Genomic DNA, 14,425 nt, shown 5'->3' with positions numbered 1-14,425 from the left:
GTGTAAACAATAAATAAAATCATCCTTAATTTTCGTGAGACAATCGCAATATTTCGTTTAAGGTAAAAAAAGAACGCCGAATTACCGAAATTTTCAAATCAAAAGTTAATTTTTCTTTAACTCAACTTTTTAATAAAAGCTTATATTCTCAGTTAATATAAATATACCTCCTAATGTTTTATTAGATTTAAAATGCCAGCTTCTGACAAGCTGGCATTTTCATTTCAAATAGTGTCAGTTTATAGGCAGTGGCACAATTTCTGCCAATTAGCAACCATAACATTAGAACATAAGTTTAACAAGATTCCCGCCTGCGCGGGAATTATAAAATCAAGATTTTATAATGGCATTAAAAATTCAACCACTTGCAGATCGCGTTTTGGTTCAGCCACAAGAGGCAGAAACAAAAACAGCTTCGGGATTGTACATTCCAGATTCAGCAAAAGAAAAACCACAACAAGGCAAAGTAGTAGCTGTTGGTAAAGGCAAAGAAGATCACAAAATGACTGTAAAAGTTGGTGATACTGTTCTTTACGGAAAATACTCTGGCAGCGAGCTAAAGTTTGACGGCAAGGATTATCTTATTATGCGCGAAGAAGATATTCTAGCCATCATCTAACCATTTCAAAATAAATTCAAAAAAAAATAGATTAATCACAGCTTAAGGCATATTGCCAAAAGCATAAAGCATTTTAAAAAAATGGCAAAAGATATAAAATTTGATGTTGACGCCCGCGACGCTATAAAACGCGGTGTTGACGCATTGGCAAACGCAGTAAAAGTAACTTTAGGCCCAAAGGGTCGTAACGTAATTATAAGCAAATCTTTTGGTGCACCACAAGTAACTAAAGATGGTGTTACCGTTGCAAAAGAAATTGAATTACAAGATCCGCTTGAAAACATGGGCGCTCAAATGGTGAAAGAAGTTGCTTCAAAAACCAACGATCTTGCGGGTGATGGAACAACAACTGCTACAGTTTTAGCACAGGCAATCGTTAAAGAAGGCCTTAAAAACGTTGCAGCGGGAGCAAACCCAATGGATTTGAAACGCGGTATTGACAAAGCAGTTGCTGCTATTGTAAAAGACCTTGAAAGACAAACTACCAAAGTTGGAAATTCTTCTGAAATGATAAAGCAAGTTGCTTCTATCTCTTCAAATAACGACGAACTAATTGGCGAGTTAATTGCTAAAGCTTTCGGAAAAGTTGGAAAAGAAGGTGTTATAACTGTTGAAGAGTCTAAAGGAACTGAAACATACGTTGATGTTGTTGAAGGAATGCAGTTTGACCGCGGTTACCTTTCTCCTTACTTCGTAACAGATACCGAAAAAATGCAAACTGAATTGGAAAACCCAATGATTTTGCTTTACGATAAGAAAATTTCTTCAATGAAAGATTTACTTCCTATTCTTGAGCCAGTGGCACAACAAGGAAAATCTTTATTGATTATTGCTGAAGATGTAGACGGTGAAGCATTGGCTACTTTAGTAGTTAACAAACTTCGTGGTTCGTTAAAAATTGCAGCTGTAAAAGCTCCAGGTTTTGGTGACAGAAGAAAAGCAATGCTTGAAGATATAGCAGTACTAACAGGCGGAACCCTAATCTCTGAAGAGCGAGGTTTCACTTTAGAAAACGCTACTATTGATATGTTAGGTTCTGCTGAAACTGTAACTATTGATAAAGACAACACTACGATTGTTAATGGTGCTGGAGATAAAAAGGACATTAAAGATCGTGTGAACCAAATAAAATCTCAAATAGAATCTACTACAAGCGATTACGACAAAGAGAAATTGCAAGAGCGTTTAGCCAAATTGGCTGGCGGAGTTGCCGTTCTTTATGTAGGTGCTGCTTCTGAAGTAGAAATGAAAGAGAAAAAAGATAGAGTTGACGACGCACTTCACGCAACCCGTGCGGCTGTGGAAGAAGGAATCGTTGCTGGTGGTGGTGTTGCTTTAGTTCGCGCCATAGAAGTGCTTAAAAAGCTTACAACTGATACTCTTGATGAAGCAACTGGAATTCAAATTGTGGCTCGTGCCATTGAATCTCCACTTCGTACCATTGTTGAAAATGCAGGTGGCGAAGGTTCTGTAGTTATTAATAAAGTTTTGGAAGGCAAGAAAAACTTCGGTTACGATGCAAAATCTGAAACGTATGTTGATATGATAAAAGCAGGAATCATCGATCCTAAGAAAGTAACCCGTATCGCGTTAGAAAACGCTGCATCGGTTGCAGGAATGATTCTTACTACTGAATGTGCTTTGGTAGATATTAAAGAAGATAATGCCGGTGGCGGAATGCCAGGTGGTATGGGCGGTGGAATGCCCGGGATGATGTAGTATATCGTTGAGAAAAGGCATGCCTTTTCCCAACTCAGTACGCAGTTTAACCTAACAGGTCTCTAAGACCTGTTAGGTTTTTTTTATTTTAACTTAATTGCGCTTTCGGTTTGGATCCTGATAAGTATTAAAAATCGAATAAATAATAATAGTATTATCTATCACTTCATAAATAATCACATAGGGAAACCTACCTAATGGAAGTTCGCGATAACTAGGTTTTCTTTTAATTTGAAAAATCGGGATTTCAGTTTTAAGTATATCAAAATAACTCTGAAGATGCATCAAAAAATCAAAGCCCAACCCTACTTGTTTAGATTCGTACCAATCTACGGCATCATTTATTTCATCCTCCGCCTCTGGCTTTATCAGTAGATTAAAAGCCATGCTTTTTAATGATTTTCTCTTTTACTTCATTCCATGTTAGTGATTCAGATTCTCCGGCCAAATGCTTGCGTCTGCGCTCATCAACAATTTGATAATGTGATTCAGGTACTTGTGAAGTATAATTATCCTCGTTTAAATCTTCAAAAATTCTTTTCAAATAATTTAAATTTTTATCATCTGCAATTATTTCAGAAAACTGATTCTTAAGCTTTTCTCTAAGTTTTGTCGTTTCCATAATAATATTATTTATTCAAATATACTTCAAAATTCCTAAAATGTAACCTCAACTTCTTTCAGATTACCGTCTCTTTCAACAGTTACCATTGCTGCTTGACCCTTTTCAAACATTGAAAGGCTCTTCATATAACTCATCATATCAGTCACTTCAAAATCGCCCATTTTTACTACTACATCGCCTTTCTGAAGGCCCGCTTTTTGTGCGGGACGGTCTTCACTAATGCCATCAATTCGCATTCCTTTTCCGCCGAAAAGATAATCGGGCACAACGCCCAAAGTCACTTTAAAATCGGGCACCGCTTCGCTTTCATTTTTAGTTTTTCTAAAAGGAAGTTTTGGCTGATTGTCCAAATCCTTAATGATGCTAAAAATGTAATTTGAAACAACTTCCATTCCTTCAAAATTTACCTTTTCGGTGTCGTCGCCAGGTTTGTGGTAATCTTCGTGCTGCCCAGTAAAAAAGTGAAGTACCGGAATATCTGCCAAATAAAATGAAGTATGATCGCTCGGACCAACGCCACTTTCATTCTCAATGATTTTTAAATCGCCCGCGTTTGCAATTACAGTTTGCTTTAAAATTGGCGATGTTCCAAGACCGTAAACGGCTAAAGTGTTTTCAGCATTAAGCCTTCCCACCATATCCATATTCAGCATATAGGTTACTTTTTTGGTATCTATTGTTGGGGTTTTAACGAAATAATTTGAACCCAATAAACCCTCTTCTTCCCCAGAAAAAGCGATAAAAAGATAGTTGTTCATTTTCGGAGAATCTTTCTTCTGAAGAGAATCTGCCAAATGCAATAGCATTGCTACCCCACTCGCATTATCGTCGGCACCGTTATGAATTGCATCGCCCTCTCTGTAAAGCGAACCTTCGCCGCCCATTCCTAAATGGTCGTAATGCGCGCCAATTACAACCGTATTTGCCGCCTTGTTATCCAAATATGCAATTACGTTAACCGCAGTTTCTGTACTGTCATTATTTTCTGAAGTGAATTCTGCCTCTTGATGTGGATTCTTGCTGGATTTAAAAGTGAATTTTTGAAAATACCCGTCAGTTCCTTTTGGCTGCAGTCCTAAATCTGCAAACCGTTTCGCAATGTACTTTGCAGCTTTTTTTTCACCTTCAGAACCTGTTTTTCTTCCGTTTAAACTATCGTTTGCCAAAACGGAAACGTCGTCTTTCATACTTACAGATTTCACTTTCGCTTCCTTACAGGAGAAAACCACTAATGTCAGAAATATTACTAAAATTACACGCATATCATTACTTTTGTTCAAAAGTACACTAAAAATGAAAGTATTATATACGCTGCTCATTGTTTCGGTTTTAGCAAGTTGTAAAAACGAAGTGAAAGAAGAAAAAATCTCGGCTCCGATGGGAGACCGAATTGAAAAAACAAACTCAGCTTTACTTGACCCGCAAACAAAAGACACGCTAATTTATTCTGAAGAAAAGCACTTCAAAAATATTCGTCAAGTAACTTTTGGAGGCGATAATGCCGAAGCGTATTGGAGTTTTGACGACAGTAAACTCACCTTCCAAAGCAATTATAAAAGTTGGGGTGTTAACTGCGACCAAATGTTTTTGATGAATGCAGACGAAACTTTTAAAGACAAGCAACCACCAATGGTAAGCACGGGAAAAGGGCGTACTACTTGCAGTTATTTTATGCCGGATGGAAAACATATTGTTTACGGAAGCACACATTTAAAAGATAAAAATTGTCCAGAAGTTCCGCTGAAAAAGGAAGGGAAATACGTTTGGCCAGTTTATGATAGCTTCGATATTTTTGTCTCAGATTTAGAAGGGAATATTACCGCTCAACTCACTAAAGAACCAGGTTACGACGCCGAAGCAACCGTTTCGCCTAAGGGCGATAAGATAGTTTTCACATCCATGCGAAGTGGCGATTTGGAACTTTACACCATGGATCTTGATGGAAAAAACGTAAAACAGATTACTGATGAATTAGGTTATGATGGCGGGGCATTCTTTTCGCCAGATGGTACAAAATTAATTTTTCGCGCTTCCCGTCCAAAAACAGAAGCAGCGATAAAAGAATACAAAGATTTGCTCGCTCAAGGTTTGGTACAACCTACAGAGATGGAGCTTTTTATTTGCAACGCAGACGGAAGCGAACTCCGCCAGCTTACACATTTAGGGAATGCAAACTGGGCGCCCTTCTTTCATCCTTCGGGTGAAAAGATTTTGTTTTCCAGCAATTTTGAAGCAGAAAAAGGATTTCCGTTTAATCTTTATTTAATTGATATTGACGGCAAAAATCTAGAACGCGTTACCCATGGCGAAACGTTTGATGCTTTCCCCGTTTTTTCAAATGACGGAAAAAAGTTGGCGTTTTCGAGCAACAGAAATAATGGCGGAGGGCGCGACACCAACCTTTTTATTGCTGAATGGCAAGACTAATAATTCCTGCGAAGGCAGGAATCTGTAAATCAAACCGTCATTGAATTTCATTAAATTATATAGAATCCACTTCCTTTTTGCGATAGCTTCTATCGCATTCTACTTCAGTTTTGCATACAATGTAGAGCGAAGTGATTTTACAAAACTTATTTCACTTTACGCGGCACTTTTTTTTGTTGCCTATCTTTCTATTGAAAAATTAAAACTGAATTTTTGGCTTTTGGCAGGATTCGGAATTGTTTTCCGACTAGTTTTCATTCCTGTAATTCCAAATCTCTCGCAGGATTTTTATCGGTTTCTTTGGGATGGGCGGTTACTTATGCAAGGGGTAAGCCCATACATTTTTACGCCAGACACTTCGGATGCGCTGGGGGAAAATGTCGCTCAATCGCAGCAATTAATAGAGGGAATGGGTGCGCTAAATGCCAGCCATTTCAGTAATTATCCGCCTATCAATCAATTGTTTTTTACCATTGCAGCTTTGTTTGCTGGGAAAAGTATTTTGGGATCTGTGGTTGTACTGCGAGTGCTAATTATTTTAGCAGATATTGGCATTCTTTACTTCGGGAAAAAAATACTGGAGAAACTAAATCTTCCCATTAAAAACATCTTTTGGTATTTTCTGAATCCATTTATTATCATTGAACTTACGGGAAATCTGCATTTTGAAGGCGTTATGCTTTTCTTTTTTGTTTGGGCACTTTATTTACTTTTTAAAGGAAAATGGGCTTGGGCAGCAATTTTAATTGGAATTTCTGTTTCGGTGAAATTAATTCCGTTATTGTTATTGCCTTTGTTCTTGAAATATTTCAGCAATAAAAATAAAACCCCTAAGATTTTGAAAACCTTTGGGGTTTCAGTTAAAAGACTCGTCGGATTTTATTTAATTATCGGATTAACAGTGGTACTCCCTTTTCTTCCATTTCTTTCCTCAGAATTTATTCAAAACTTCGCTGCAACCATCGGACTGTGGTTTCAAAATTTTGAATTTAATGCGAGTGTTTATTATGTAATTCGATGGATAGGGTTTCAGATTGTGGGTTGGAATATTATTGAAACCGTTGGAAAGATTCTACCTGTTTTAGTGCTGCTTTTTGTTTTGGGAATTTCTTTTTTCAGAAATAACAAAACCCCTCAACAATTGCTAACTGCAATGCTTTTTGCAATTTCATTTTACTTTTTATTATCAACCACCGTACATCCGTGGTATATAGCCACTCCCCTTTTACTTTCAGTTTTCACCAAATATAAATTCCCGATTGTTTGGAGTTTTGTGGTTGTACTTAGTTATTCAGCCTACGGAAAAGAAGGGTTTGATGAAAAACTTTGGTTGGTTGCTTTGGAATATGTGTTGGTGATTGGAATTGCAACTTGGGAGATATTTCTTCCAAAAAATAAACCTGTCAGGTTTTAAAAACCTGACAGGTTAGAATGATTTACTTTTTTACTCTTTCGAGCTTATAAAAATCTTTTCTTCTATCTTTCAAATTCCGCACTGCACCAAATGTGTGCAATTCGCGAAGTAAATCTAAATCTACATCGGCCACCAAAATCATTTCAGTATTTGTGGTTGCCTCCGCTTTTATTCCGTTGCTGGGGAAAGAGAAGTCGCATGGTGTGAAAACAGCACTTTGGGCGTACTGTATATCCATGTTATGCACTTTCGGTAAGTTACCAACACTTCCGGCGATAGCTACGTAACATTCGTTCTCAATAGCTCTTGCTTGAGCACATAATCTTACGCGCGAATATCCGTTTTGGGTATCGGTCAAGAATGGTACGAAAAGAATATCCATTCCTTCATCTGATAGTAATCTTGATAGTTCAGGAAATTCAGAATCATAACATATTAACACACCTATTTTTCCGCAATCGGTATCAAATGTTTTTAGAGAGTTTCCGTTCACCATTCCCCAAACGCGTTCTTCATCTGGAGTAACGTGTATTTTTTCATAACGTTCTACACTTCCGTCGCGACGACATAGGTAGCCTACGTTGTACAATTTACCACGAACCATTTCGGGCATACTGCCAGTGATGATATTTATATTGTACGATATAGAAAGTTGAGAAAGTTTTTCGGTAATCTCTTTAGTGTATTTGGCTAGTTCACGAATGGCATCTGGCTCGCTCATGTGGTTGTATTCTGCCATAAGCGGTGCGTTGAAAAATTCAGGAAACATTGCAAAATCACATCTGTAACCAGCTACACAATCTATAAAATATTCAGCTTGATGCATCAGCTCCTCCATTCCGGAATAGCTTCGCATTTGCCATTGAATTAAGCCTAGTCTTACTACACTTTTAATTGCAGATACCCTAGGTTTTTTTTCTGGTTTGGTGTAATAAATATTATCCCATTCCATCAAAACCGCAAACTCACCCGAAGCCTTATCGCCTTCCAAATAACCCTTCAACACACGTACTGGGTGAAAATCGTTCGAAATTTGAAAGTTTAAAACTGGGTCGTCAATTTGTTTGCGTTTTACTTTTTCAATGTATTGTTTTGGCGAAAGTTTATCGGAATGTAAATGATAGTTTGGCATTCTTCCTCCGAAAACGATACTCTTCAAATTTAAATTTTCGCAGAGTTCTTTTCTATAATCGTATAATCTTCTACCTAAACGCAGACCACGAAAATCTGGACGGATAAAAACATCTATTCCGTAAAGCACATCGCCTTCGGTATCGTGGATTTTAAAGGTTGGATCGTCGGTAATATCTTTATAGTTGTGTTTTTCACCCAGTTCGTCAAAATCAACAATAATTGAAAGTGCGCAACCGGCAATCTGACCATCCGCCATAATAACTACTTGACCCTCGGGAAAAATGTCTATTAAGCTTCCTATTTCGTCTATTTTCCAATAGCTGTTTGGCATACCACCATAAGATTGAATGGTCGCTTTCTTCAAGGCTTCATAGTCTTCAATCGTTAAAAACTTCAGCTCTATGTTATCAATTTTTTGTGGTTCCATTATCTTCTATTTAGACTTAGCTTACTATTTTTTTATGTGAAGTTTATTAAGAGAGAATTTAAATTTGAAAGCAATATGCATGGCTCTTCAAATTATTGAGCAACTAACGCAAAATCCGCAGCCAATCTCCTAAATATTGGGTAGGGAAATTTTAACTGCGGATTGCCGTTTTAAATTTGCATTTATGTATTTGCTATTTACTGCGCCGTTTACATATCTAAAATATATGCAAAAACCAATGGCGCTACGATAGTTGCATCACTTTCTATGATGAATTTTGGCGTGTCTATGTCTAATTTACCCCAAGTAATTTTTTCGTTTGGAACAGCTCCAGAATAACTACCAAAACTTGTGGTAGAATCGCTAATCTGGCAGAAATAGCTCCAAAAAGGTGTTTCTGGACGCTCCATATCTTGGTATAACATTGGTACCACACAAATTGGGAAATCTCCAGCAATTCCTCCTCCAATTTGGAAGAAACCGATTCCGTTCTTAGAATTTTCTGTGTACCATTCCGCTAGAAAAGTCATATATTCTATACCACTTTTCATTGTGGAAGCTTTCAATTCGCCTTTCAAAACGTAGCTGGCAAAAATGTTACCCATCGTGCTGTCTTCCCAACCTGGACAAATAATTGGCAGGTTTTTTTCTGCTGCGGCGTACATCCACGAATCTTTTAAATCTATTTCGTAATGTTCTTCCAATACACCACTTAAAAGTAGTTTGTACATATATTCGTGCGGAAGGTAGCGTTCGCCTTTTGCTTCAGCTTCTTTCCATAATTTCACGATATGTTTTTGTATTCTTCGAAAAGCCTCTTCCTCCGGAATACAAGTATCTGTAACGCGATTCATTCCTCTTTCAAGCAAATCCCACTCATCTTGCGGCGTTAAATCGCGGTAATGTGGTACACGCTCATAATGACTGTGAGCAACAAGATTCATTATATCTTCTTCAAGGTTTGCACCTGTACAAGAGATAATTTGAACCTTATCCTGACGGATCATTTCCGCAAAAATTTTGCCTAATTCGGCAGTACTCATGGCGCCTGCAAGAGATACAAGCATTTTTGAACCTTTGTTCAATTGTGCTTCATATCCTTTTGCGGCATCTACTAAAGCTGCTGCATTAAAGTGTAAATAATACTTTTCAATAAACTGGGAGATAGCTCCTTTATTAGTACTCATCTTCTTCTTCTGAATTAAATTTTGAAACGCCTTTTTTGGTTTCATTAAAATGGTTATCGAATTCGTCGCCTTCTTCGGTACCTGCGAACTTGTAAGTTAACATTTTATAGTACAATTTTGCGGCAACAAAATCTGAAGCTCTTTCATTTTCATTTGGGCACAGCTCTACAATGTCAAAACCTACGACGTTTCTTTCTTCGAAAACTTGTTTTAGGAAATCAAGAGTTTCATACCAAAAAAGACCACCTGGTTCTGGAGTTCCTGTTGAAGGAAGGATAGACGGATCGAACGCATCAAGATCGAAAGTAATAAATACATTTTCACCTAAAGCTTCAATAACCTTATCTGTCCAGTATTCGTCTTTTGCCATATCGTGGGCAAAAAATACTTTTTCTTCATCCATAACGCGTGTTTCGGCAATATCCATACTGCGAATGCCTACTTGCACTAGATTAGTAGTTTGGCTGGCTTCATAAACGGCGCAGGCATGGTTGCAAGCGCTTCCGTGGAAGTCTTTGCGTAAATCTGCATGTGCATCAATGTGTAGCACGGTTAAGTTGTCAAAACACTCATTAAAAGCACGGATGGTACCAATGGAAATACTGTGCTCGCCACCAAAAATGGTTACAAACTTATTCCGCTTAATATAATCTTTTGTGGCTTTATGCACTTCCGAAACCATAGCTTCGGGTGACGAGTTTTCTGTAATGGCATCTGCAAGAAAAACACCTTGCTTATAAACCTCTGTTTGGGTTTCAATGTCGTACAGCTCCATGTTTTCTGAAGCATCCAAAAACGCTTCAGGACCTTTGTCTGCACCTTTTTGCCAAGTGCTTGTACCGTCATACGGAACCGGAATTAATACAATTTTTGATGTTTCAAGGGCCGCATATTTCTGCGGGATACCTGCATACGTCTTAGTGCTCATAACCTAAAATGTTTAGCAATTGCTCGCTTGTTTGTTGTTCTGAAAAAAGTTCGGTTGTAATATTATCGTCTTTGTCTCTGTCTATCAAAATATGTTTTGGCGAAGGAATTAAGCAGTGTTGCAAGCCTCCAAAGCCACCAATACTTTCTTGATAAGCTCCTGTATTAAAGAAGCCAATATACAAAGGTTTTTCTTTTCTGAATTTTGGCAGATAAATAGCCGCCATGTTTTGTTCACTATTATAGTAATCGTCGCTGTCGCAAGTTAAGCCTCCTAAAAGCACTCTTTCGTATTCATCGTTCCAACGATTAATAGGTAACATAATAAACTTTTTACTAATTGCCCACGTATCTGGCAAGGTTGTAATAAAAGAGGAATTTATCATATTCCACTTTTCTCTGTCATTTTGTTGCTTCTGATAAAGAATTTCATAAATGGCACCACCACTTTCACCTACTGTAAAACTTCCGAATTCGGTAAAAATATTTGGTACTGGCACATCTGCTTCTTCACAAGTAATGTTTATTTGGTTTAAAATTTCATTAACCATATATTGATAATCGTACTCAAAATGTAAAGAGTTTTTTATAGGAAAACCACCACCAATATTTAAGCTATCCAGAGAAGGACAAATCTTCTTTAGACGTACATAAACCTTTAAACACTTAACCAATTCATTCCAATAATAAGCAGTATCTCGAATACCCGTATTGATGAAAAAATGGAGCATTTTCAGATCCACTTTGTCGTTATTTTTAATTTGATCTTCGTAAAAAGGAATGATGTTTTTGTAGCCAATTCCCAATCGCGAAGTATAAAACTCAAACTTTGGTTCTTCCTCGGAAGCTATACGAATTCCTACGCTGAAGTGGTTATTAATACTGTCCGAAAGCAATTCTATTTCTTCGTAATTATCGATAATCGGAATGCAATTTTCCTGACCATCATTTATTAACCGAGCAATATTTTGAATGTATTGTTCACGTTTAAAACCGTTACAAATTACATAGGTTTTATCTGTTACCTTTCCGGTTCTCTTTAAGCGTTCTACGATATCAATATCAAAAGCCGAAGAGGTTTCAATATGAATATCATTCTTCATCGCTTCATTTAAGACGTGCTTAAAATGCGAACTTTTTGTACAATAGCAATAGTTGTAAGTACCTTTATAATTGTTTTTTTCAATGGCTTGTGCAAACCATTTTTTGGCCAAATTTATATTTTCTGAAATTTTCGGGAGATAGGTAAATTTCAGCGGAGCTCCGTAACGTTCTACCAGCGCCATTAAGTCTACGCCATGAAATTCTAGTCCGTTATCGCCTAAGCGAAATTCTTCTTGTGGAAAATAATATGTTTGGTCAATTAAATCTATGTACTTGGTGTTCATCCTTAAGTTTTCGTTGAAAAGTGTAAATTAAAAATTCTTGTAGCGTATTCCCAAAAAATGGGAGCGTATAACAAAAAATTAACTAGAAGTTTAAATGCGAATAGGCAAAGGGTTTTTAGTGGAACGTTTGCCCGTAGCTTGCTGCGGTGCAGCGACTAGAAGTGAAAATGTGTTGTTCATTTAGAATCTATATTTCTGAAATTATTCAAAAACCAACCATTTTAAAAAAATACTATTACTCATTTATTTATAATACAAATGTGCCACAAAAAAATTCAATAATTTACAAAAGCTATAAAATTTTCACTTTTAGTTAGATCATGCTAAACATGTTGAGTTCCTTTTCGGTAAGTGTTCTCCAACGACCGCGTGGTAAATCTTTTTTGGTCAAAGGGCCAAGAGTTACACAATCTACCCGAACTACATCGTAACCCAAGTGTTCAAAAATGGTTCTAATAACACTGTTTCCAGTATGTTTTATCTTTAAACCTACTTCACTTTTTGGCGCATTATCTACGTAGCTTATTTCTTCTACGCTTATCTCTTTGCCTTCAATTGTAAGTCCTTCTTTTATTTTAATCATGTGCTCAGATTTCAAGTTTTTGTCTAATTCAATATGAAAAAGTCTTGAAATTCCTTTTTTAGTGAATTTTTGCACAAACTCATCATCGTTTGTAAAAAGCAAAAGTCCCGTTGCATTTCTACCCAAACGGCCAAAAGGTTTAATTTTAGCGGTAGTAGAATTTGCTACCAAATCCATAACTGTATTCCCTTTAGAATTGCTATCTGTTGTTGCAAAACCTTTAGGTTTGTTCAATAAAACATAGGTGTTTGGCTCAGGATTTAGGCGGCGACCGTCAAAACGAACATCGTCTGTTATCATGACTTTATAGCCCATTTCGTTTATAATTTTACCGTTTACAGAAACTAATCCGGTTGCAATATACGTGTCTGCCTCGCGACGTGAGCACACGCCACTGTTACCAATATATTTATTTAAGCGAATTCCATCTTCGGGATTGCTCTTTTTTACTTCTTTTACGGGTGCGTCTCTACGGCCTATTTCCTTTCCGTTTTTGTCGAATTTTAATTTCGGTTTTCCAGTTGGCTCTTCTGGTTTAAACGGTTTTTTAGGCTTAGCACTTGATTTTACAGGAGCATTTCCTCTTGCACTGCTACGGTTGCGTTGGTTATTATCGCCACGACCTGAAGCTTTCCCTCTACTCTGATTATCTTGTCTGCTCATAATTAATTTTTTGCAAAGATAATGAAATAAAGTAGGTAGTTGCATTTTTCATTGCGTAGTAAATTGAATGCTAACCACAACTAGTTACTCCTACTTTTTTAAGAAACTATTTCTTTTAAAATTTTTAAATAATCTGAGCGGTTTTTAAGAAAATCCATTTCAGAAATATCAATGATTTTTATGCTATCGGAATGTTGGTTTTTGATAAATTCCAAATACCCCGTGTTTAATTTTTGAAGATAAGAGGCTTCAATACTTTGTTCGTATTTCCTGCCTCGTTTTTTAATATTTTCCAGCAAACGCTCCGTATTTTGATACAAATAAATATACTTATCTGGTTTTGGAACGTCTTTATGCATTACCTGAAATAGCTTTTTGTACAATGCATATTCCTCTTTTGGCAGGGTAATACTCGCGAAAATCAAGGATTTGTTTACATCGTAATCTGTTATCACCAATTCTTTAAAAAGGTCGAGCTGCGAAATATCGTCTACCAATTGCTGATAGCGATCTGCCAAAAAAGACATTTCTAACGGAAAAGCATAGCGCGCAGCATCTTCATAAAATTTAGGCAAAAACGGATTTTCTTTAAAGCGTTCTAAAATTAATTTCGCATTAAAATCCAGTGCCATTTTTGAAGACAAACTTGTTTTTCCGGCACCAATATTTCCTTCAATTGCAATGTAATTGTATTGCGAAATATTAATATCTCGCATTGGGTTGCTAAGCCATTTAGATTGTTTTTGAAGTACGCTTTCATCTTGGGTTTCAGATAAAATTTTAATGATTTTCTTTTCTGAAATTGGATGGATCAATTGCGAATTTATATCTGCTAACGGTTGTAAAACAAACTTTCGTTTCTCCATTTCTGGGTGCGGAACGATGAGTTTTTCTGAATCAATAATTAAATCGTCAATAAATAGAATATCAATATCGATGGGTCTGGATACGTAATTTTTAGAAGTATTTCGCTTCCGTCCCATCGTCTTTTCAATGTCCAAAATTGTTTTTAGAATCTTTGACGGCTTTAAATCTACCTGCATCAAAACAGCACAATTCAGGAAAGATTCTCCTTCAAAACCCATTGCGGGCGTTTCATAAACTGGAGAAATTTTCAGAATACTCCCCACTTCTTCAAAAAGCGCATTGACGGCATTTTGAAGATTATCAAAACGACTGCCCATATTGCTGCCAAGGGAAAGATAGACGTTATATGAAGGTTTTTGCGTGTCCAAATTTTAACATTTAAGACGAAATTAAGGAAAAGAAAAAGACTACCAAGTAAATTTGTGTGCAGATATAAATTTTGCTT

The 14,425-nt window shown here is 36.8% G+C and carries 13 protein-coding genes; 4 read left to right on the top strand and 9 right to left on the bottom strand.

Translation table 11 applies throughout. The annotated features are described in order from the left end of the window. Nucleotides 1-343: 343 nt before the first annotated feature. Nucleotides 344-619, top strand: a complete 276-nt coding sequence (locus tag AC3RVF_RS08635) for a co-chaperone GroES (RefSeq protein ID WP_489693183.1) — start codon at nt 344-346, stop codon at nt 617-619. Nucleotides 620-700: 81 nt separating this feature from the next. Then, the gene (gene groL, locus AC3RVF_RS08630) at nt 701-2,338 is read left to right on the top strand and encodes a chaperonin GroEL (RefSeq protein WP_489693182.1); all 1,638 of its coding nucleotides are present in this window, start codon (nt 701-703) and stop codon (nt 2,336-2,338) included. A gap of 93 nt (nt 2,339-2,431) precedes the next feature. Here the strand turns inward: groL and AC3RVF_RS08625 are convergent, their stop codons facing one another. From AC3RVF_RS08625 to AC3RVF_RS08615, 3 genes are read right to left on the bottom strand one after another with little or no spacing between them, the layout of a single operon-like run. After that, the gene (locus AC3RVF_RS08625; RefSeq protein WP_489691246.1) at nt 2,432-2,725 is read right to left on the bottom strand and encodes a type II toxin-antitoxin system RelE/ParE family toxin; all 294 of its coding nucleotides are present in this window, start codon (nt 2,723-2,725) and stop codon (nt 2,432-2,434) included. Continuing rightward, nucleotides 2,715-2,960, bottom strand: coding sequence for an addiction module protein (locus AC3RVF_RS08620; protein WP_489691245.1), 246 nt, complete (start codon nt 2,958-2,960; stop codon nt 2,715-2,717). Before AC3RVF_RS08620 ends, AC3RVF_RS08625 begins: the two co-directional genes overlap by 11 nt. A 35-nt stretch (nt 2,961-2,995) precedes the next feature. Continuing rightward, nucleotides 2,996-4,225, bottom strand: a complete 1,230-nt coding sequence (locus AC3RVF_RS08615; RefSeq protein ID WP_489691597.1) for a M28 family peptidase — start codon at nt 4,223-4,225, stop codon at nt 2,996-2,998. A 31-nt stretch (nt 4,226-4,256) separates the two neighbouring features. On the opposite strand from AC3RVF_RS08615, the gene AC3RVF_RS08610 reads away from it, so the two are divergent. Together AC3RVF_RS08610 and AC3RVF_RS08605 are read left to right on the top strand one after the other, a co-directional pair. Further along, complete coding sequence (locus tag AC3RVF_RS08610) at nt 4,257-5,390, top strand: TolB family protein (protein ID WP_489691244.1); 1,134 nt, start codon at nt 4,257-4,259, stop codon at nt 5,388-5,390. Between the two features lie 40 nt (nt 5,391-5,430). Beyond that, the gene (locus tag AC3RVF_RS08605) at nt 5,431-6,804 is read left to right on the top strand and encodes an MptA/MptB family glycosyltransferase (protein ID WP_489691243.1); all 1,374 of its coding nucleotides are present in this window, start codon (nt 5,431-5,433) and stop codon (nt 6,802-6,804) included. Between the two features lie 22 nt (nt 6,805-6,826). On the opposite strand, the gene AC3RVF_RS08600 is transcribed toward AC3RVF_RS08605, so the two are convergent. The 6 genes from AC3RVF_RS08600 to folK all read right to left on the bottom strand — a co-directional run bounded on the left by AC3RVF_RS08600 (nt 6,827) and on the right by folK (nt 14,348). After that, a complete protein-coding gene (locus AC3RVF_RS08600) occupies nt 6,827-8,365 on the bottom strand; it encodes a carbon-nitrogen hydrolase family protein (RefSeq protein ID WP_489691242.1) in 1,539 nt (512 codons plus the stop codon). Nucleotides 8,366-8,574: 209 nt separating this feature from the next. Beyond that, complete coding sequence (locus tag AC3RVF_RS08595; RefSeq protein ID WP_489691596.1) at nt 8,575-9,552, bottom strand: deoxyhypusine synthase family protein; 978 nt, start codon at nt 9,550-9,552, stop codon at nt 8,575-8,577. Beyond that, nucleotides 9,542-10,480, bottom strand: coding sequence for an agmatinase (gene speB, locus AC3RVF_RS08590; protein ID WP_489691241.1), 939 nt, complete (start codon nt 10,478-10,480; stop codon nt 9,542-9,544). Before speB ends, AC3RVF_RS08595 begins: the two co-directional genes overlap by 11 nt. Then, nucleotides 10,470-11,867, bottom strand: a complete 1,398-nt coding sequence (locus AC3RVF_RS08585) for an arginine decarboxylase (RefSeq protein ID WP_489691240.1) — start codon at nt 11,865-11,867, stop codon at nt 10,470-10,472. Before AC3RVF_RS08585 ends, speB begins: the two co-directional genes overlap by 11 nt. A 313-nt stretch (nt 11,868-12,180) precedes the next feature. Beyond that, nucleotides 12,181-13,113, bottom strand: coding sequence for a pseudouridine synthase (locus tag AC3RVF_RS08580; protein WP_489691239.1), 933 nt, complete (start codon nt 13,111-13,113; stop codon nt 12,181-12,183). Nucleotides 13,114-13,211: 98 nt separating this feature from the next. Beyond that, nucleotides 13,212-14,348 (bottom strand): 2-amino-4-hydroxy-6-hydroxymethyldihydropteridine diphosphokinase, encoded by a 1,137-nt coding sequence (gene folK, locus AC3RVF_RS08575; RefSeq protein ID WP_489691238.1) that lies wholly within the window; start codon nt 14,346-14,348, stop codon nt 13,212-13,214. Between the last annotated feature and the right edge of the window lie 77 nt (nt 14,349-14,425).

The organism is Aequorivita sp. IT1183 (genome assembly GCF_058068265.1).
The sequence above is the reverse complement of the archived record's forward strand: the minus strand, read 5'-3'. Positions and strand labels throughout refer to the sequence as shown.

Bases quoted from the DNA above. Each gene is read 5' to 3' on its own strand.
- AC3RVF_RS08635 (WP_489693183.1), top strand. From the start codon at position 344: ATGGCATTAAAAATTCAACCACTTGCAGATCGCGTTTTGGTTCAGCCA.
- groL (WP_489693182.1), top strand. From the start codon at position 701: ATGGCAAAAGATATAAAATTTGATGTTGACGCCCGCGACGCTATAAAA.
- AC3RVF_RS08625 (WP_489691246.1), bottom strand. From the start codon at position 2,725: ATGGCTTTTAATCTACTGATAAAGCCAGAGGCGGAGGATGAAATAAAT.
- AC3RVF_RS08620 (WP_489691245.1), bottom strand. From the start codon at position 2,960: ATGGAAACGACAAAACTTAGAGAAAAGCTTAAGAATCAGTTTTCTGAA.
- AC3RVF_RS08615 (WP_489691597.1), bottom strand. From the start codon at position 4,225: ATGCGTGTAATTTTAGTAATATTTCTGACATTAGTGGTTTTCTCCTGT.
- AC3RVF_RS08610 (WP_489691244.1), top strand. From the start codon at position 4,257: ATGAAAGTATTATATACGCTGCTCATTGTTTCGGTTTTAGCAAGTTGT.
- AC3RVF_RS08600 (WP_489691242.1), bottom strand. From the start codon at position 8,365: ATGGAACCACAAAAAATTGATAACATAGAGCTGAAGTTTTTAACGATT.
- AC3RVF_RS08595 (WP_489691596.1), bottom strand. From the start codon at position 9,552: ATGAGTACTAATAAAGGAGCTATCTCCCAGTTTATTGAAAAGTATTAT.
- speB (WP_489691241.1), bottom strand. From the start codon at position 10,480: ATGAGCACTAAGACGTATGCAGGTATCCCGCAGAAATATGCGGCCCTT.
- AC3RVF_RS08585 (WP_489691240.1), bottom strand. From the start codon at position 11,867: ATGAACACCAAGTACATAGATTTAATTGACCAAACATATTATTTTCCA.
- AC3RVF_RS08580 (WP_489691239.1), bottom strand. From the start codon at position 13,113: ATGAGCAGACAAGATAATCAGAGTAGAGGGAAAGCTTCAGGTCGTGGC.